This is a genomic window from Roseomonas sp. BN140053 (assembly GCF_047690175.1).
GTDB lineage: Bacteria > Pseudomonadota > Alphaproteobacteria > Acetobacterales > Acetobacteraceae > Roseomonas.
This window is the reverse complement of sequence record NZ_JBLLEB010000002.1, coordinates 286,090-304,670: the sequence shown is the minus strand read 5'-3', so window position 1 is coordinate 304,670 and position 18,581 is coordinate 286,090. Positions and strand designations below refer to the sequence as shown.

Below are 18,581 nucleotides of genomic sequence, written 5' to 3'. Positions count from 1 at the left end.
AACCCGCGCCCGCGGCTCATCCTGGCCCGGCATTGCCGCGGCCTGGCGATTCCCGGCCCGCAGCGTGGCTGGCCGGGTGACGGCGCCATCGGGCGCCGGCAGGAGGAAAGACATGGCGACGCTGCCGGCCGAGAGCGCCGTGATCATCACCGGCGGTGGCCCCTGCGGCCTGATGCTGGCCATCGAGCTGGGGCGCCGCGGCATCGCCGCGCTGGTGCTGGACGACAAGCCGGGCACCGCCTTCAACCCGCAGGCCAATGCCACCCAGGCCCGCACCATGGAGCATTACCGCCGCCTGGGCTTCGCGGAGGAGATCCGTGCGGCGGGCCTGCCCTCCGACTACCCCACGGACATCGCCTATTTCACCCGCTTCGCCACGCATGAGCTGGCGCGCTTCCGGCTGCCTTCCGCGCGGCAGGCCAAGACGACGGTGTCTTCCCTGTCCGGCGACTGGAGCGCGGCGGAACTGCCGCACCGCGTGTCGCAGAAGCTGGTGGAGCGCGTGCTGCGGCGCCACGCGGAGGCGGCGGGGGCCATCCTGCATTACGGCTGGCGGCTGCTCGATTTCTCCGACGAGGGCGGCCACGTCACCGTCACCGCGGCCCCCGTGGCGGGCGGCGCGCCGCAGGTGGTGCGCGGCAGCTTCCTGGTGGGCGCCGACGGGCCGCGTAGCCGGGTGCGCGGCGGGCTCGGGCTGCGCTACGGCGGCGCCTCCGGCACCGCGCGCGACTTCATGGGCGGGCGCATGTACGCGCTGTACCTGCGCTGCCCGGATTTCTACCGCGTGGTGCCGCACGCGCCGGCCTGGATGCACGTCACCTACAACCGCGACCGCCGTGCCTTCATGGCGGCGGTGGACGGACAGGCGGAATTCGCCTTCCACACCCAGCTGCGCGACGGCGAGGACGAGGACAGCATCACCGAGGCCGACGCCCGCGGCATGTTCGAGCGCGCCGTGGGCAGGCCGGTGGCGGTGGAGATCCTGTCGCGCCTCGCCTGGACCGCCGGGCACGCACTGGTGGCGGAGCGCTTCGGCCGCGGCCGGGTGCTGCTGGCCGGCGATGCCGCGCACCTGTTCACCCCCGCCGGCGGGCTCGGCTACAACACGGCGGTCGAGGATGCCGTGAACCTCGGCTGGAAGCTCGCCCACGTCCTGCAGGGGAGGGCGCCGCTCGCCCTGCTGGACAGCTACGAGGCGGAGCGCCTGCCCCTGGCGCGGCGCAACACCGGCTACGCCCGGCAGCTGGCGGATTCCCTGGGCTACGTCCCCGCGCCGCCCGAGCTGGAGGACGAGACCCCCGCCGGCGAGGCCGCCCGCCGCGCCGCCGGCGAGCACCTGGAAGCCCACGCCCGGCGGGAGTTCAACATCCCCGGCATCACCTTCGGCGGGCGCTACGACGGTTCCCCGATCATCGCCGGCGACGGCACCGCGCCGCCGCCGGACGCGATGAACCGCTACCAGCCCAGCGCCTGCCCGGGCGGGCGCCCGCCGCATGCTTGGCTGGGGGAGGGGCGGTCCCTGTTCGATAGCTTCGGGCCGGAATGGACGCTGCTGCAACTCGGGCCGCAGCCGGCCGGGGCGGAGCCGTTCCGCCGCGCCGCGCAGGAGGCGGGGCTGGACCTGCGCGTGGTCCCCGTGGCGTCGGACGCCGTGCGGGACCTGTACGAGCGCGACCTGGTGCTGATCCGGCCCGACCAGATCGTGGCGTGGCGCGGCAACGACGCGGCGGAGGCGGCAGCGGTGCTGGCGCGGGTGACGGGACGCCGGGCCGGGGAGGAAAGGCCGGGGGAGTGAACTCCCCCGGGCCCCCTCCTTCTTTCGGGAGTTCGGGGGTGCCCTGAAAGGCACCCCCGAACTCCCGAAAACAGAAGGGGGTCCGGGAGGATACTTCCCCCCGGCTTCCTGTTCTCAGCCCTCCAGGCCGAGGATGCGCTCCGCCATCTCCAGGTGCAGGCGTTCCACCATGCGCCCGTCGAGCTGCAGCACGCCGGCCGCGGCCTGCGCCGGGTCGGCAAAGGCGGCCACCACCGCGCGGGCCCAGTCCAGTTCCTCCGCCGTGGGAGCGAATACGGCGTTGCACGGCGCCACTTGGCTGGGGTGGATCAGCGTCTTGCCGTCCAGGCCGAGGTCGCGGCCCTGCTGGCACTCCGCCCGGAACGCCTCCGGGGCGTTCACCGCGTTGAACACGCCGTCGAGGATGGCGAGTCCGTTGGCCCGCGCGGCGGCTAGGCAGGTGGCGACCCAGGGCAGCAGCGCCGCGCGGTCGGGGGTGACCCGCGTCCGCAACTCCTTGGCCAAATCGTTCAGCCCCATCACCAGCACGGCCAGCCGCGCGCCCGGCTGCTGCGCCGCATCGGCGATGGGCAGCGCTTCCAGCATCGCCCGCGGCGTTTCCATCATGGCCCAGAGGCGCAGGGCCGGCGATGCTCCCGCCGCATCCAGCTGCCGCGTCGCGGCCAGGATATCCGCGGGCCGCTGCACCTTGGGCAGCAGCACCGCGTCCGGCCCCGCCGCGGCGGCCGCGGCGAGGTCGTCCAGGCCCCAGGGCGTATCCAGGGCGTTGACGCGGATCACCACCTCGCGCGACCCGAAGCCGCCCGCGCGCACCGCGTCGCAGACCTGCTGCCGCGCGGCATCCTTGGCCGCCGGCGCCACGGCATCCTCCAGGTCGAGGATCACGGCGTCGGTGTCGAGGCCGCGTGCCTTCTCGATCGCCCGGGCGTTGTTGCCGGGCATGTAGAGGGCACTGCGGCGCCGGCGGTGCGTCACAGGCCGCTGTCCGTCAGCGCCGCGCGGGACGCCCGCAGCGCCTGCGCCGCGTCCTCCCGCGTGCCGACCCAGACGTCGTCGGCCGCCTTCACCTGCCGCATGATCTCGTCGAACACCCAGTGCCCGGCGGGGCGGCCGTAGACGTGGGTGTGGATGGTCACGTCCAGCATCACGGGACGGGTTTCCCGCTCCCGCATGGCGGCGAAAGCGTCGACGAACTGTTCCAGCATGGCGCGGGCGTTGTTGCCGTAGCGGATGGCGCTGGGCAGGTCGTTGACGTCCATGGTCAGCGGGATCGCCACGATCTCGCGCTCGCCCTCGCGCAGCAGGTAGGGCAGGTCGTCGTCGTTGCAGTCGCCGTGGTGGCCGTACCCGGCCTCGGCCAGCAGCCGCGCGTGGATGGCGCTGCCGGTGCCGCGCGGGCTGATCCAGCCGGTGGGCGCGGTGCCGGTCAGATCGGCGATGAGGCCGGTAGTGCGGCGGATGTTCTCCCGCTGCCCGGACTCGTCCAGGTACACGGGGATCACGTCCATGCCGTAGGAATGCGCAATCACCTCGTGCCCGCCGCGATGGATGGCGCGCACCGTGTCCGGCCACGTCTCCGCCAGCACGCCGTTGGTCATCACGCTGGTGCGGATGCCGTGGCGCGCCGCGGTTTCCAGTGCCCGCCAGATGCCGCGCGTCGGCCCGTAGAGCCCCCAGGACGCCGCGTTGGCGTCGAAGAAGCCGGGCTTCAGCGGGTTGCCCATCGGGCCGATGCCGGGGACCTGGCCCTCCGACCAGCCCTCATAGGCGATGTTGAAGATCACCCCCACGCGGGCGCCGCCGGGCCAGCGGAAGCCCGGTCCCAGGCGCTGGACGCTGCCGCCCTCGCTCACGCCGCAGCACCCGGCGCGTCGGCGATCGGGCTGCGGAGCACGCCGATGCCCTCGACCTCCACCTCGCACACGTCGCCGGGCCGCATGAAGATCGGCGGCTTGCGCGGGTAGCCGACGCCGGCCGGCGTGCCGGTGATGATCACGTCGCCGGGCTCCAGCGTCATCACCTCCGACAGGATGGCGACGGTCTTCGCCACGGAGAAGATCATGTTGCCGGTGTTGCCGTCCTGCAGCACCTGCCCGTTCAGCGTCGTGGTGATACGCAGCGGCGCGGCCCCCGGCGGCAGTTCCTCGGGCGTCACCATCCACGGGCCGAAGGCGCCGGTCGCGTCGAAGTTCTTGCCCATGGTCCATTGCGCCGACTTGCGCTGGTAGTCGCGCAGCGAGCCGTCGTTGAAGCAGGAATAGGCACCGACATGCGCCAGCGCCGCGTCCTCGCTCACCGCGCGCGCGGTGCTGCCGATGATGATCGCCAGCTCCGCCTCGTAGTCCAGCTTGTCGGAAGCCGCGGGGCGCAGGATCGGCTGGTCGGGACCGACCAGCGAGGAGTTCACGCGCAGGAACACCGCCGGGTAGTCCGGGATCGGGTTGCCGCCTTCCTTGGCGTGGTCGACGTAGTTCAGGCCGATGCAGATCACCTTGCCCGGGTTCGGGACCGGCATCAGCAGCTCCACCGCGGACAGCGGACGCGCCTCACCGGCCGTGGGCGGCTCCCCGGCGGCCAGGGCGGCGAACAGCGCGGCCGTCGAGCGCCCGGCCTCCCCGGCGATCTCCCGGACCTCGTCACCGCGGCAGAGCCCGAAGCGGTGTTCCCCGCCGGAGCGGAAGGCGACGATCCTCATGCACTTCTCCTCATCTGTATCGAAGCGGCGCGCAGCGGCCGACCGCCCCTGTGCCCGCTTCGCGCGAACAGCGCTATAGGCCCAGCAGCTTCGCCGCGTTGCCGCCGGCGATGGCCGCGCGCGTGGCGTCGTCGAAGGAATCCACGGCCGCGAGATGCCCGAGCGGGTCGTATTCCGCCATGTCGAAGGGGTAGTCCGTGCCCAGCATCACCCGGTCGGCCCCGAACACCCGCACGAGGTATTCCAGCTGGTGCGCGGTGAACACCACCGTGTCCAGGAAGACCTGCCGCAGGTAGGTGCTGGGCGGGCGCGGCAGCCCGGCGTGCGCGTCGCCGCGGGCGCCCCAGGTGTGGTCCATGCGGCCGCTATAGGCGGGCAGGAAGCCGCCGCCATGCACGGCCAGGATCTTCAGGCGCGGGTGCCGTTCCAGCACGCCGTCCATGATCAGGTTGTACAGCGCCAGCGTGGTGTCCAGCGGGTTGCCCAGCACGTTGTTGCCGTAGAAGCGCTGCATCCGCGCACCGTCGGTGAAGCCGGCCGGGTGGATCACCACCAGCGCGTCCAGCCGCTCCGCCGCTTCCCAGAAGGGGGCGAAGTCCGGGTCGGAGAGTTCCCGCCCGGCAACGTTGGTCAGGATCTGCACGCCCTTGAAGCCGAGCGGGCCGAGGCAGCGCTCCAGCTCGCGCACCGCCTCGCCCGCATCCTGCATCGGCACGCCGCCCAGGCCGAGGAAACGGTCCGGCCGCCGCGCCGCGAACTCCGCGATGCCGTCGTTGACCATGCGCGTGGCGGGCACCGCCACCTCCAGCGGCAGGGTGTAGTAGCACTGGCCCGGCGGCGCCTTGATCGCCTGCAGGTCGATGCCCATCGCGTCCAGCTCCGCCAGCCGCGGCTCGACCTGCGTCGAGACCGCGCGGCGGTCGCCCTCCTGCTTGCGGTTCAGGGCGCGGGAGTCCGGGGTGGCGAAGCGGAACAGCGGCGCCTGCGACGGGTCGAGGTGCGGCCCCGCCAGCGCCGCCGCTTCCGGCACGGCGATGTGGGAATGGATGTCGATCACCCGGTCCGTCGGCCGCGGCGGCGGGCCGGGCGGGCGCGGCGGGCGGGCGGCGGACGGGCCGTAGCGGTTCTCGCCCGCGGCGGGCGGGGTGACGGTGTCGCTCATGGCGTCTCCTGGATGGTGTCGGGCGCGGCGAGGCCGGCCACCGCCCGGAACAGGTCGAGCACGGGCTGCCGCTGCAGCCCGCGGGTGATGAACACCAGCCGCGAGCGGCGGTCGGCATCGGGCCAGGCTTCCAGCTCCAGCGGGCGATGCAGGATGTGCTGCACGGCGTGCACCACCACGGGGCCGCGGCATTCCCGCACCGCGACGATGCCCTTGACCCGCAGCAGGTCGGCGCCGCGCAGCTCGCACAGCAGCCCCAGCGCCGCGGTCAGCGCGGTCCAGGGCAGGGGATGCTCCAGCACCAGGGTAAAGCTCGCCAGCTCCCCCCCGTGCGGCGCGGCGTCGTCCGCCACCAGGAACCCGGCCGGCGCCAGCGGGCTTTCCTCCAGCAGCAGCGCCGGCGGCGCGACGCCGTTTCCGGCCAGCGTCACCGGCGCGCGCGGGTTCAGCCCGCGCAGCACCGCGCGCAGCGACGCCTCGCCGCCGGGCGGCGCCAGGTCGCCCTTGGTCAGCACGATGCGGTCGGCCACCGCGACCTGCCGCCGCGCTTCCGGCGCCCCCGCCAGCGACGCCGCCCCGGTGGCGAGGTCCACCGCCGCCACCACGGCCTGCAGGTGGTATTCCCGCGCCAGGGCGCGGTCGCTGAGGAAGCTGCCCAGGATCGGCGCGGGGTCGTCGGCGCCGCTGGTTTCCAGCACCACGCGCTGGAAGGGCGGGACGTCGCCGCGGTGTCGCGCCGCCAGCAGGTCGCGGAAGGTGGTGTCCAGCCCCGACCGCGCGGTGCAGCACAGGCAGCCATTGCCCAGCAGCACCACCCTCTCGGCGGAAGGGGCCAGCAGGGCCTGGTCGATGCCGACCTCACCGAACTCGTTCACCACCACCGCCGTGCCGGCGCCCTCGGGCTGATCGAGGAAGTGGCGGATCAGCGTGGTCTTGCCCGCACCCAGGAAGCCCGTCACCACCGTGACGGGCACGCGCGCCCCGCGCGGCCGGCGCTGCCGCCGCCCGAAGGGCTGGTCCCCGTGGCCGAAGGGCGGCAGCAATCAGAAGTCCATCTCGAGCACGTAGAGGCCGCCGAGATGCCGGTCCACGGTGTAGACGATGCCGCGCTCGTCCACGAAGACGTCGTTGATCTGGATCGCCCCCGTGGGCGCGTTGCGCGGCGCGGCGGGCACGAAATGCGCGATCTCCGACGGGCGGTACGGGTCGGAAATGTCGAAGGCGCGCAGCCCGCCGTTGAAGAAGGTGCCGATCACCACCTGGTCGGAGAACCAGGAGGTCGGCAGCGGCACGTTCTCATGCAGGTTGTGCGCGCCGCAGCGGCCGCCGCGCTTGGCATAGGCCGCCACGTCCGGCATCGGGCAGGTGGAGATCGGTACGGGCCGCGTTTCGTCGCGGTTGTCCACCATCCAGATCATCTTGGGCCAGTCCGCGCCGCCATCCACCGTGCTCTCGTCGGTCACCACCAGCAGGTCGCGCTCGAACAGCGGCAGCACGGTGTGGGTGAAGCCGTAATAGGGCGGCGAGTTGTCCCAGCGCGACACCACCTTGGGGTTCGCCTTGTCGGCAATGTCCAGCACGATCATCCCGGCATCGAGGTAGCCGAGATAGGCGCGGTCCGGCCGCTGCGGATACACGTTGGTGTTGTGCGCCCGGAAGCCGGAATCCCACCGGCCGCCGTGCCGTTCCGGCGGCGGCGCGGCGTCGCCCTCGCGCGTGCCGGGCAGCCACCAGCGGCCGACCTCGCGGGGACGGGTGGGGTCGCGGATATCCACCGTGCGGTAGCACTGGTGGTCCTTGGGGTTGCGCGGCTGGAAGTCCGCCGCACCCGCGGCCATGTGGACGTATTCGCCGTCGCAGAACCACAGCTGGTGCACGCCGCGCGAATGCGGCCCCGAGGCGTCGAAGAAGGCCACGGAGCGCGGCTCCTCCGGGCGGGAGATGTCGAAGATCTCGAAGCCCGCGGGCTGCTGCCCGACCTGCTGCGTCTGGTAGGCCACCACCATGGTGTCGCCCACCACCTCCAGCGAGTTGGAGCGCATGTGCTGCTGCGGCAGCGAGGTCTGCACCACCACCTTGAGCGCGCGCGGGTCCGTCACGTCGATGCCGGTGAAGTTCTTGGGCGCGCTCTCATGCGCGCTCCAGAGGATGCGGCGGCCATCCTTGGCGATCTGGATCGACAGCCCTTCGCCCATGCCGCCGAAGCCGTTCAGCTCGTGGTGCGACAGCAGCCGGAAGTTCCAGATGGCGGAGGGATCGGCATCGGCGCGGGTCATGCTCACTCGGGCTGGCTCCTTCGGGCGGTCAGTTGATGGGCGTTTGCAGGTTCAGGCGCTTGGCGATGCTGGTCTGCCGCTCCACGTCGCGCCGCAGGAAGGTCGCGAAATCGTCCGGCGTCGAGGCGACCGCGAGCAGGGCGGTGTCGTCCAGCACACGCTTCACCTCCGGTGCTTCCAGGGCGCGGGCAGTTTCGGCCTGCAGGCGCAGGATGCGGTCCGGCGGCGTGCCCGCGGTGACCCAGAAGGCGTACCAGCTGGCCAGCTCGGCTTCGGGGTATCCGGCCTCGCGCATGGTGGGCACGTCGGGCAGCACGGGGGCGCGGTGCGGGCCGGTGAACACCAGCGGGCGCAGCTCGCCGTCGCGGATCTGCCCGATCACCGTGGGCAGCGAGGCGAAGGTCATGTCCACGTTGCCGGCGATCACCTCGGTGACGGAGATGCCGGTGCCGCGATAGGGCACGGTGATCAGGTCGATCCCGGCTTCCAGCTTGAACAGCTCGCCCGACAGGTGGGTGGTGTTGCCGAAGCCGGACATGCCGTAGCTCATCTCGCCCGGGCGGGCGCGCGCCGCCTGCACCACCGCCGCCACGTCGCGCCAGGGGCGGTCGGGCCGCACCACCAGCACCAGCCCGTAGGTGTCGGCGATGCGCGTGACGGGCGCCAGGTCGCGCAGCGGGTCGTGCGGCATCCGCACGCCCAGGCCGATATTGGCGGTCAGCGCCGCCGATTGCAGCAGCAGCGTGTAGCCGTCGGGCGGCGCCTTGGCGACGATGTCCTGCCCCACGATGCCGCCGCCGCCGACGCGGTTGTCCAGCACCACGGGCACGCCCAGGGACTGGCGCAGCCGCTCGGCCAGGGGGCGTCCCAGCACGTCCAGCGGCCCGCCGGCGGCGTAGGGGACCACCATCCGGATCGGGCGGCTGGGGAAAGCTTCGGCGCCTGCGGGCTGCGCCGCGGCGGATCGCACCCAGGGTGCCGCGGCAAGACCCGCGAGCAGGGTCCGCTTCGCGATGGGGTTTCCGGCCATTCTCTTCTCCTCCCTCGGCGACCCGTAGCGGTCCGGGTCGGGCGGCGGCCGCCGGACCTCACGGTGCGGCCGTGGCGGAGAGGCCCGCCCGGCCGTGGGTTCGATCGGGCGTGACACCCGCGATGATGCGCCGTCGGCGACGGCGCAGCGGTCGGATCAGTTCGTCGGGGGCTCCAGGCCCAGCCGCTTGGCCACGGTGATCTGGCGCTCCACGTCGCGCTGCAGGAAGGTCGCGAACTCGGCCGGGGTGGAGGCCACCGGGATCAGCGCGATCTCGTCCAGCACGCGCTTCATCTCCGGCGTTTGCAGCGCCTTGGCGATCTCGCGCTGCAGCTTCTCCACCCGGTCGGCCGGGGTGCCGGTGGGGGCCCAGATGCCGTACCAGCTGGTGACGTCGAATTCCGGGTAGCCGACCTCCCGCAGCGTCGGCACCTCGGGCAGCACGGGCGCGCGCTGCGGGCCGGTGAACACGATCGGGCGCAGCTGCCCTTCCTTGATCTGCCCGATCACCGTGGGCAGCGAGGCGAAGGTCATGGACACGTTGCCTGCCATCACATCCGTCACCGCCGGCGCGGAGCCGCGGAACGGCACGGTGATGATGTCCACCTTGGCTTCCTGCTTGAAAAGCTCGCCGGCGATGTGGGTGATGTTGCCCACCCCCGCCATGCCGTAGCTCAGCGTGCCCGGCGCCGCCTGGGCACGGCGCACGAGGTCGGCCACGTCGCGGATCGGGCTGTCGGGGCGCACCACCAGCACCAGGCCGTAGCTGCCGGCGATCTCCGTCACGGGCGCGAAGTCGCGCATCGGGTCGTGCGGCATGCGCATGCCGATGCCGATATTGCCGGTGAAGGCGCTGGTGTGCAGCAGCAGCGTGTAGCCGTCGGGGCGCGACTTCGCCACCACGTCGGAACCGATCACGCCGTTGGCGCCGGCCCGGTTGTCCAGCACCATCGACACGCCTAGCGAGGCGCCCATGCGCTCCGCCAGCGGACGGCCGAGCACGTCCAGCGGCCCGCCGGGCGCGAAGGGCACGATCACCCGGATGGGGCGGCTGGGGTAGGGGTCGTTGTCCGGCGCGGCCGGCTGCGCCCAGGCGGCAGGCGCCAGGGGCAGGGCCGCGGCGGCGGCCAGCAGCCTCCGCCGTGCGATCAGGGTGTCGGTCATGTCCGCTTCCTCCCGTTGGGGCGCGCCCCGGCCGGGTTCGCGCCCAGCTTCGTGGCCACCCAGTCCGCCATGCAGTCCACCACCAGCGTGCCGTTGTCGGCGCCGCAGTGTTCCGCGCCGCCATCGGCCCGCCGGAAAATGCGCAACTCTCGCTCCGGCGCGTTCACCGCGCGCTCCACCGTCCGCTCGGCGTGCCAGAGCGGGATCTGCCGGTCGTTCTCGCCATGCACCACCAGCAGCGGGCAGGTGATGTGCTCGGCCACGCCCTCCAGCGTCATGCGGGCGGCCACCGCGCGGGTTTCCTCGATCGTCGGCGTGTTCAGCACCCAGCCCAGGTGCTCGGCGAAGCCGGGCACCGAAGGCTCGCCCGTGCCGCCCAGCCGGTCCGCCACCGCGGCGCCGTAATCGTAGATGGCGCCCCAGGCGACGCAGCAGCGCAGGCGCTTCTCGAAGGCCGCGGCGCGCGGGGCGTAATAGCCGCCCAGGCTCAGCGCCGCGATGCCGACGCGCCCGGCATCCACGTCGTCGCGGGTTTCCAGGTAGTCGACGCAGGCGCCGGCCCAGAGCTCGGCTTCCGGCACGGCCGGCAGGTTCAGCAGCCGCAGCGCCGCGCCCACGCCGGGATGGTCCACGATCAGCAGCGACACGCCGCGGCGGCGGTATTCCTCGGCCACGGCGGCGTAGATGATCTCCTTGGTGAGATCGAGCCCGTCGAAATGCACCAGGCAGGGCGCGCGGCCTCCGCCGGGCGCGCGGGAAAAGATCGCCGGCAGCCGGTGCTCGCCGAAGGGCACCTCCACCAGCTCCACGTCGTCGCCGCGGCACAGCATGCCGCGCGCGAAACTGTCGATGGCGCGCCGATACACCGCGAGGCGCCGCGGGTGGTGGTGGCTCGGCATGCGCTCGGCCAGCAGCCCGTAGAGCCCGGCACGCAGGTATTTCCGGCCGGCGGAGAGCGGGTGTCCCGCTTCCTCATCGGCCTGCCCGAGGCGTTCCACCCGCTCCGCCATCCGCGCCCAACTCGTGAGCCAGGCGTCCTGGGCTGCCGGACCCTTCTTGTCCGGCAGATCGCGCAGCGGGCGGCAGGCCTCGTCCACTTCGGAGATGTGGCCGCCACGGTTCATCGCGGACATCACCGCGAGGCTCCAGGGGTAATAGTCCGGAAAATACTCGAACAAGGCTCAGGCTTCCTCCCAGGACGAGCGGGCCGGCGTTGAGTCGCCGGTCCCGCATCACGCATGCGCCATCCGTCAGGCGGCGGCGCGCAGCCCCAGGATGGCGCGCGCCTCGGCCGGGGTGGCGAGCTCGCCGCCCATGTCGTCCACGATGCGCGCGGCCTTCTCGCAGAGCTGGGCGTTGTTCTTCGCCAGCTCGCCCTTGCGGATGTAGATGTTGTCCTCCAGCCCGACGCGCACGTGGCCGCCCAGCGCCCAGGCCTGCGCCACGGCGGGGAATTCCCACCGCCCGATGCCGAAGGCCGCCCACATCGCGTCCTTGGGCAGCAGCGAATGCGCGTAGGCCAGCGTTTGCAGCGTGGTGTCGAAGCCGTAGCGGATGCCCATCACGATCTGGAACAGCGGCGGCGCGTCCAGCGTGCCGTCGGCCAGCAGCGCATGCGCGAGGTGGATGTCGCCGCTGTCGAAGACCTCCAGCTCCGGCTTGGAGCCGGCCTCGCGCATCGCCTGCGCCATCACCTTGACGTTCTTGGGCGTGTTGATCACCACGGAGGAGCCCGCGAACATCGTGTTGAGGTCGAGCGTGCAGATCTCGGGCTTCAGCGCGACGATGTGCTCCACGCGCTTCAGCGGGTGCATCAGCGTGGTGCCGGGCGCGGCCTTGCTCGGGTCATCCTCGCTGGGGATGAAACGCTGCCCGGGGCCGGTGGTCAGGTTGATGATCAGGTCGGTGCCGGAATCGCGGATGCGCTGCATCACCTCGCGGTAATGCTCCAGCTCCATGCTGGGGCGGCCATCCTCGTAGCGGACGTGGATATGCGCGACGGCGGCGCCGGCCTTGGCGGATTCGATCGCGGCGGTCGCGATCTGCTCGGGCGTGCAGGGCAGGCCGGGATGCTGCTGCACCGTGGTGATGTTGCCGGTGACGGCCACCGTCAGGATCGTCTTCTTCGCCATCCGCCTTCTCCGTGTGTTCCGCGCCAGGGGCGGCGCGCCGGGGTTTCGCCCCGGTCCGCGGCGCTGCCCTTGACGGCCATGCCCAACAACTGTTTCATTCGAACGATCGTTTGAGTGTCACGCGAGATTGGGCAAGTCAAGGCTTCGAGTGGTGCAGGGCGCCAAACCCAGGGATGAGAGTGACAAGCCCGGCCCGGAAGCCGGGCCCTCGTCGCGCGAGCGCATCCTGGCGGCGGCCGCCTGGCTGTTCGCCGAACGCGGGCTGGCCGCGGTGGGGCTGCGCGCCATCACCGCGGAAGCGGGCGTCAACCTCGCCGCCGTGAACTACCATTTCGGCTCCAAGGAAGGGCTGCTGGAAGCGCTGTTCGAAACGCGCGCGCAGCCCATCGCCGAAGCCCGGCTGCGGCTGCTGGGGGAATGCCGGGACGAACCGGGCCGCCCGCCGCTGCTGGAACAGCTGCTGGACGCCTTCCTGCGCCCGGCCTTCACCCTGGGCGTGGAGCCGGCGCTGGGCGGCGCGGCCTTCGTGCGGCTGCGCGCGCGATTGGCCGCCGAGACGGAGGCCATGGCGGGGCGCATCCTGCAGCGCGCCTTCGACCAGTCCAGCGGCCGCTTCCTGGACGCCATCGCTGCGGCGTTGCCCGACCTGCCGCGGGCGGAGGTGGAATGGCGCTTCCACTTCCTGCTCGGCACCATGGTCTACACCATGGCCAACAACGGCCGCATCCAGTCGCTCACCCACGGGTCCTGCGACCCCGGCGACCTGCAACAGGCGCTGCGCAACCTGATCCCCTTCGTCGCTGCCGGTTTCCGTTCTGCCCCTTTGGCGGCCCCCGCGTCCGCCGGCCCGCGCAGCATCCCGAACCACCAAGGAGACGCCTGATCCATGGCCGATTACGAGAACACCGCCGACGGCACCCGGCCCAAGCTGCCGATCTCCGCCGTGCACGAGGCCGCCGAGCGGCTGAAGAACTGGGGCCGCTGGGGTCCCGACGACGAGATCGGCACGCTGAACCACGTGCAGCCCGACGACATCGTCCGCGCCGCCGGCCTGGTGCGGAAGGGCAAGGTGTTCTCGCTGGCGCTGAACCTGGACAACAAGGGGCCGCAGGGCGGCCGCACCAAGTTCCCGCCCGTGGGCCGCTTCAACCCCGTGCACACCATGCTGCGCACCGGTACGGACGCGTATTCCGGCGTGCTGGACAAGCGCGGCATCCGCTCCGCCGACGACCTCGTGCTGCTGCCGCTGCAGGCCGCGACGCACTGGGACGGCCTGGGCCACATCTTCTACGGCGACCACATGTGGAACGGCTACGATTGCCGCGAAGTCTCCTCCTTCGGCGCCGCCAAGGCCGGCATGGAGAAGACCAAGGAGAAGTTCGTCGGCCGCGGCGTGCTGCTGGACGTGGCGCGCCACCTGAAGATGGAGTTCCTGCCCCCCGGCTTCGCCATTACCTCGCAGATGCTGGAAGACACGGCGGTGGGCCAGGGCGTGCAGGTCGGCCGCGGCGACTACCTGCTGTTCCGCACCGGCCAGATGGAGATGAAGATGGCCGAGGGGAACTGGGACGACTATCCCGGCGGCGACGCCCCCGGCCTGGCCTTCGAAACGCTGGACTGGCTGCAGAACAAGGAAGTCGCGGCGGTGGCCAGCGACACCTGGGGCATCGAGGTCCGCCCCAACGAGAGCGACGAGGCCAACCAGCCCTGGCACTGGATCTGCATCCCGATCATGGGCCTGACCATGGGCGAGATCTTCAAGCTCGACGAGCTGGCCAAGGACTGCGACGCCGAGAAGACCTACGACTTCATGTTCGTCGCCCCGTCGCTGCCCATCACCGGCGCCGTGGGCTCGCCGGTTAACCCGCTGGCGATCCGCTGACGGCAGGATGAACCGTGCCGCCCCGGCTTGGGGGCGGCACGGGATGCGTCGCGGGCCCCGTCCCGCGGAAACGAACCGAAGAACCCTGGAGGAACCATGCCCCCCAACCGCTCGCGCCTCGGCGGCCCCGACCGCCGCACGCTCCTCGCCGCGCTGGCGGGAACGGGGCTGGCGATGCCCTTCATTGCCCGCGCCCAGGGCGCCTATCCCGACCGCCCGCTGCGCATCATCGTGAACTTCGCGCCCGGCGGGCCCACGGACATCATCGCCCGCCTGCTCAGTGTGCCGCTCTCGGCCGCGCTCGGTCAGCCCGTGGTGGTGGAGAACCGCGCCGGCGCGGGCGGCAATATCGGCATCGCCGCCACGGCGCGCTCGACGCCCGACGGCTACACGCTGCTGATCACCTCCTCCGCCTATGTCGTGAATCCCAGCCTCTACTCCAACGTGCCCTACGACGCCTTCCGCGACTTCGCGCCGGTGGCCGAGCTCGGCACCTCGCCCAACATCATCCTGGCCAACCCGGCCTCCGGCATCACCTCGCTGGGGGACCTCGTCGCCAAGGCCAAGGCGGCGCCGGGCACGCTCAGCTACGCCAGCCCGGGCAGCGGCACCACGCCGCACCTGGCGGGCGAGCTGCTGAAGCTGCGCGCCGGGGTGGACATCCTGCACGTGCCCTTCAACGGCGCCGGGCCGGCGATCCAGGCCATCCTGTCCGGCACCGTGCCGGTCGCTTCCACCGCCCTGCCGCCGGCGCAGCCGCAGGTGAAGGCGGGGGCGCTGCGCGGCCTGGCCGTGACCGGCGCGCAGCGCTGGCCGGACCTGCCGGACGTGCCCACGGCCGAGGAAGCCGGCGTGTCCGGGCTGGTGTCGGAAACCTTCCAGGCGCTGCTCGCCCCGGCCGGCACGCCCAAGCCCATCGTGGACCGGCTGACGCGCGACACGCTGGCCGTGCTGGCGCAGCCGGCGATGCGGCAGCGCCTGCAGGAATCCGGCTTCGCCGTGCTGGCGGGCGGGCAGGACGCCCTGGCCAAGCGCATCGCGGAGGAAGTGCCGATGTGGCGCGACGTCATCACCCGGTCGGGCGTCAAGGCGGACTGAAGGGGGCGGGGAAGGCCGGGGGAGTGAACTCCCCCGGACCCCCTCCTTTTTTCGGGAGTAAAAGAGCCACCGGTCCCAGCGGCGCACCCGAAAACTCCCGAAAATAGAAGGGGGTCCGGGGGGATACTTCCCCCCGGCTTGCTTTCCTCAGCAAGCCGCAAAAGGGTCCGGTGACCCAACAGGAAGGACGGCCAATGCGCATCCTGGACATCCGCGAGAAGGCCGTGCCCGTGGCCTCCGCCATGCGCAACGCGGCCTTCGACTTCGGGGAAATGACCTCCTCCGTGGTGGCGGTGGTCACGGACCGCGTGGTCGAGGGGCGGCCCGTGGTGGGCTTCGCCTTCAACTCCACGGGCCGCTACGCCTGCGGCGCGCCGATGCGGGCGCGCTTCATTCCGCGCCTCCTGGCGGCCGCGCCGGACAGCCTGCTCGACGATGAGGGGGTGATCGACCCCGAGCGGACGCTGGCCGTCATGCTGAAGCGCGAAAAGCCCGGCGGCGACGCCGAGCGTTCCGTCCCGGTCGGCACGATTGAGACGGCGCTCTGGGACGCCGCGGCCAAGGCGCGGGGCCTGCCGCTGCACGCCCTACTGGCGCGCCGGTACGGCGTCGGCACGCCCGCCACCCGCGTGCAGTGCTATGTCGGCGGCGGCTGGTACCGGCCGGGTGAGGGCGTGGCGGAACTCCAGGAGGAGCTCCGCCGCCATCGCGGCGACGGCTACCGCATGGTCAAGATCAAGGTCGGCGGCCTGCCGGTGGCTGAGGACCAGCGCCGCATCGAGGGTGCGCTGGCCGTGCTCGGCGACCCGTCATGCTTGGCCGTGGACGCCAACGGCGCCTTCGACCGGGAGCGCGCCCTGGCCTATGCCGCCATGCTGGCGCCCTACGGCCTGCGCTGGTTCGAGGAACCGGCCCCACCGCACGACTACGCGCTCTACGCGGAGGTCGCGGCCGCCTACGGCCCGGCGCTCGGCACCGGCGAGAACCTCTACGCGCCGCAGGACCTGCGCAACATCATCCGCTTCGGCGGGCTGCGGCCGGACCGCGACGTGCTGCAGGTGGACCCGCCGCAGGCCTTCGGCCTCGCCACCTTCGCCGGCATGGTGGCGGAAGCGGAGCGCGACGGCTTCTCCCGCTCTCAGGTCTTCCCGCATGGCGGCAACCAGATGTCGCTGGCGGCGGTGGGCGGGCTCGGGCTGGGCGGCTGCGAGAGCTATCCCGGGGTCTTCGGCGCCTTCGCCGGCTATGCCGACGATGCCCGGGTGGAGGATGGCTGGCTGAAACTGCCCGACCGACCGGGCATCGGCTTCGAGGGGCAGGCGGCGCTCTTCGCCGTGATGCGGGACCTGGTTCCCGAACTGGCCTAGACCCGACCCGCGCAAGGCGGAAACGGTTGCGGCACGGCCCCACGGCGGCCGTGGCCAGAGTGGCAGAAAACGCCCCAAATGGCAGAAAGCGCCGGAAGTGGCAGGAATCGCAGAAGCTGTCACAGGCGACGCCGGGCTTGACGGCCAGCCCCTTGAAGTTGTAGGATTATTTTCCGAGAACGGGCGTTCTGAGGCAGCCGCCGGTAAGAAAGTAAGAGAGTAAGGAAGTAAGGCGAAGCACCGCTTCGGTCGTGTGCCCGGGCGCGAACCGCAGCGGCCCCTAGCGGCCCGGCGCCGGACGGCCGGACACGACATGCCCGGCTTCCCGCGCCAGCCTCAGCCCGTCCAGCGCCGCGGCCACGGTCAGGATCGCCAGGGCCGCGAAGGCGACGTGGAAATCCTCCAGCCCCGGCGTCCCGTCCCAGTGCCCGGTGGCCAGGCCGGACAGCCGCAGCGACACCGCGCCCACCGCGACGCCGAAGCCGAGGCCGAACTGGAAGGCGATGCTGAACAGCGTGTTGGCCCCGGGCATCCAGGGCTCCGGCACGTCCGCGAAGGCCAGGGTGTTGAGCGCGGTGAACTGCAGCGACCGCGATGCGCCGGAGACCACCAGCAGGGCCACGATGGCCGGCACCGGCATGGCGGGGGACAGGGCGACGCAGCCCAGCATGGTGGCGGCCTGCACCAGCCCGTTCGCCACCAGCACGGTGCGGAAGCCCCAGCGACGCAGGATCGGCGAGGTCAGCGGCTTCATGCCGATGTTGCCGATAAACAGCGGCAGCACGAGCAGCCCGGCATGGAAGGGGTCCAGCCCGAAGCCCAGCTGGAAGAACAGCGGCAGCAGGAAGGGCATGGTGCTGATCAGCACCCGCATCGCCGTGCCGCCCAGAAAGGTGATCCGGAAGGTCGCGACCTGCAGGGCGGAAAAGTCGATCAGCGGGTGAGGATGCCGGCGCAGGTGATGCCGCAGCGCGAAGCCCAGCGCCACCGTGCCGAGAACCAGCAGACCCAGGCGCCACGACGAATCCTCGCCGCTGCCCAGCAGGTCGAGGCTGAGCATGGCGCCGATGCACAGGAGCGCACCGAGCAGGAAGCCCAGCCCGTCGAAGGGCTTGCGCGGCTGCCGCGCGATCTCCGGGATCATGCGCCAGGCGAGCAGCGTGCCCACCAGGCCGATCGGCACGTTGATCAGGAAGATCCAGCGCCAGGACGCGTACTCGGCGATGAAGCCGCCCAGCGGCGGGCCGAGGATCGGCGCGGTGAGCGCGGGCCAGGTCAGCACCGCCATGGCGCGCATCAGGTCCTGCTTGGCGGTGGTGCGCAGCACCACCAGGCGCCCGACCGGCACCATCATGGCGCCGCCCACGCCCTGCAGCACGCGCGCGGCGATGAAGCTCTCCACCGAGTTCGCCAGGCCGCACAGCACGGAGCTGGCGGTGAACAGCAGGATGGCGGCGGTGAACACCGGCCGCGCCCCGAAGCGGGTCGCCAGCCAGCCGCTGGGCAGGATGAACACCGCCACCGTCAGCAGATAGGCGGAGATGCCGGCATGGAGGTCCACCGCCGTGGTGTTCAGCGACTGCGCCATCTGGGGCAGCGCGGTGACGATCACCGTGCCGTCCAGGAACTCCATGAACAGGGTGGCGGCGACCAGCAGGGCGACGCGGTTCATGCGGGCGCGCGCCCCCGTGCCGGGCCCATTTCCCTGGCGAAGCCCTGAACCATTCCCCCGACCCCTCCGGCGTAGCGCGTGCCGAGCATGCCGCAGGGGGACGGAGCCCGCCAACGGGGGCGGGGCCGGTCTTCGGTGCGGCCAGGTCGGCCGCGGCCCGACGGGTTGCGCGGTCCCGTTCCGTCGGCAAGGAACAACCGCCGTCGCGCCGGCCAGGCAGCCTCCGGAGCGCCGCGGTCGGACGCTCCGCACCGGCACCGCCATCCTGGCCCCGGGACCCGGCGCCTGCGCCCCTCATGCCCGCGGGG

At 72.2% G+C, this 18,581-nt stretch carries 16 protein-coding genes; 5 read left to right on the top strand and 11 right to left on the bottom strand.

Annotated features, from left to right (window positions below; translation table 11 throughout):
• Positions 1-112: 112 nt before the first annotated feature.
• Positions 113-1,795 (top strand): FAD-dependent oxidoreductase, encoded by a 1,683-nt coding sequence (locus ACLIBK_RS03515; protein ID WP_415385836.1) that lies wholly within the window; start codon positions 113-115, stop codon positions 1,793-1,795.
• Between the two features lie 114 nt (positions 1,796-1,909).
• Here ACLIBK_RS03515 and ACLIBK_RS03510 read toward each other — a convergent pair whose 3' ends face one another.
• From ACLIBK_RS03510 to ACLIBK_RS03465, 10 genes are all read right to left on the bottom strand, one after another.
• On the bottom strand, positions 1,910-2,770 hold the full coding sequence (locus ACLIBK_RS03510; protein WP_415385835.1) for an HpcH/HpaI aldolase/citrate lyase family protein: 861 nt from the start codon (positions 2,768-2,770) through the stop codon (positions 1,910-1,912).
• A complete protein-coding gene (locus tag ACLIBK_RS03505; protein ID WP_415385834.1) occupies positions 2,767-3,648 on the bottom strand; it encodes a polysaccharide deacetylase family protein in 882 nt (293 codons plus the stop codon). The genes ACLIBK_RS03510 and ACLIBK_RS03505 overlap by 4 nt, the downstream gene beginning before the upstream one ends.
• On the bottom strand, positions 3,645-4,490 hold the full coding sequence (locus ACLIBK_RS03500) for a fumarylacetoacetate hydrolase family protein (protein WP_415385833.1): 846 nt from the start codon (positions 4,488-4,490) through the stop codon (positions 3,645-3,647). Before ACLIBK_RS03500 ends, ACLIBK_RS03505 begins: the two co-directional genes overlap by 4 nt.
• Positions 4,491-4,563: 73 nt before the next feature.
• On the bottom strand, positions 4,564-5,652 hold the full coding sequence (locus ACLIBK_RS03495; protein ID WP_415385832.1) for an amidohydrolase family protein: 1,089 nt from the start codon (positions 5,650-5,652) through the stop codon (positions 4,564-4,566).
• Positions 5,649-6,695, bottom strand: coding sequence for a CobW family GTP-binding protein (locus tag ACLIBK_RS03490; RefSeq protein WP_415385831.1), 1,047 nt, complete (start codon positions 6,693-6,695; stop codon positions 5,649-5,651). Before ACLIBK_RS03490 ends, ACLIBK_RS03495 begins: the two co-directional genes overlap by 4 nt.
• Positions 6,696-7,934 carry an LVIVD repeat-containing protein gene (locus ACLIBK_RS03485; RefSeq protein ID WP_415385830.1) on the bottom strand — a complete coding sequence of 413 codons (1,239 nt, stop codon included), beginning with the start codon at positions 7,932-7,934 and terminating at the stop codon, positions 6,696-6,698.
• 22 nt (positions 7,935-7,956) lie between these two features.
• Positions 7,957-8,958: a Bug family tripartite tricarboxylate transporter substrate binding protein gene (locus ACLIBK_RS03480; RefSeq protein WP_415385829.1), complete on the bottom strand. Its 1,002-nt coding sequence runs from the start codon at positions 8,956-8,958 to the stop codon at positions 7,957-7,959.
• A 156-nt stretch (positions 8,959-9,114) separates the two neighbouring features.
• On the bottom strand, positions 9,115-10,122 hold the full coding sequence (locus ACLIBK_RS03475) for a Bug family tripartite tricarboxylate transporter substrate binding protein (protein ID WP_415385828.1): 1,008 nt from the start codon (positions 10,120-10,122) through the stop codon (positions 9,115-9,117).
• Entirely contained in the window at positions 10,119-11,300 is a 1,182-nt protein-coding gene (locus tag ACLIBK_RS03470; RefSeq protein ID WP_415385827.1) for an alpha/beta hydrolase family protein, read from the bottom strand. Before ACLIBK_RS03470 ends, ACLIBK_RS03475 begins: the two co-directional genes overlap by 4 nt.
• Positions 11,301-11,372: 72 nt before the next feature.
• The gene (locus ACLIBK_RS03465; RefSeq protein ID WP_415385826.1) at positions 11,373-12,254 is read right to left on the bottom strand and encodes a 3-keto-5-aminohexanoate cleavage protein; all 882 of its coding nucleotides are present in this window, start codon (positions 12,252-12,254) and stop codon (positions 11,373-11,375) included.
• Between the two features lie 151 nt (positions 12,255-12,405).
• Between ACLIBK_RS03465 and ACLIBK_RS03460 the strand changes: the two genes are divergently transcribed.
• The 4 genes from ACLIBK_RS03460 (at position 12,406) to ACLIBK_RS03445 (ending at position 16,601) form a co-directional block, all read left to right on the top strand.
• Positions 12,406-13,137, top strand: a complete 732-nt coding sequence (locus ACLIBK_RS03460; RefSeq protein ID WP_415385825.1) for a TetR/AcrR family transcriptional regulator — start codon at positions 12,406-12,408, stop codon at positions 13,135-13,137.
• A gap of 3 nt (positions 13,138-13,140) precedes the next feature.
• The gene (locus ACLIBK_RS03455; protein ID WP_415385824.1) at positions 13,141-14,136 is read left to right on the top strand and encodes a cyclase family protein; all 996 of its coding nucleotides are present in this window, start codon (positions 13,141-13,143) and stop codon (positions 14,134-14,136) included.
• A 96-nt stretch (positions 14,137-14,232) separates the two neighbouring features.
• Entirely contained in the window at positions 14,233-15,234 is a 1,002-nt protein-coding gene (locus ACLIBK_RS03450) for a Bug family tripartite tricarboxylate transporter substrate binding protein (protein WP_415385823.1), read from the top strand.
• A gap of 194 nt (positions 15,235-15,428) precedes the next feature.
• On the top strand, positions 15,429-16,601 hold the full coding sequence (locus ACLIBK_RS03445; RefSeq protein ID WP_415385822.1) for an enolase C-terminal domain-like protein: 1,173 nt from the start codon (positions 15,429-15,431) through the stop codon (positions 16,599-16,601).
• Positions 16,602-16,881: 280 nt separating this feature from the next.
• On the opposite strand, the gene ACLIBK_RS03440 is transcribed toward ACLIBK_RS03445, so the two are convergent.
• The gene (locus ACLIBK_RS03440; RefSeq protein ID WP_415385821.1) at positions 16,882-18,273 is read right to left on the bottom strand and encodes an MFS transporter; all 1,392 of its coding nucleotides are present in this window, start codon (positions 18,271-18,273) and stop codon (positions 16,882-16,884) included.
• Positions 18,274-18,581: the final 308 nt, after the last annotated feature.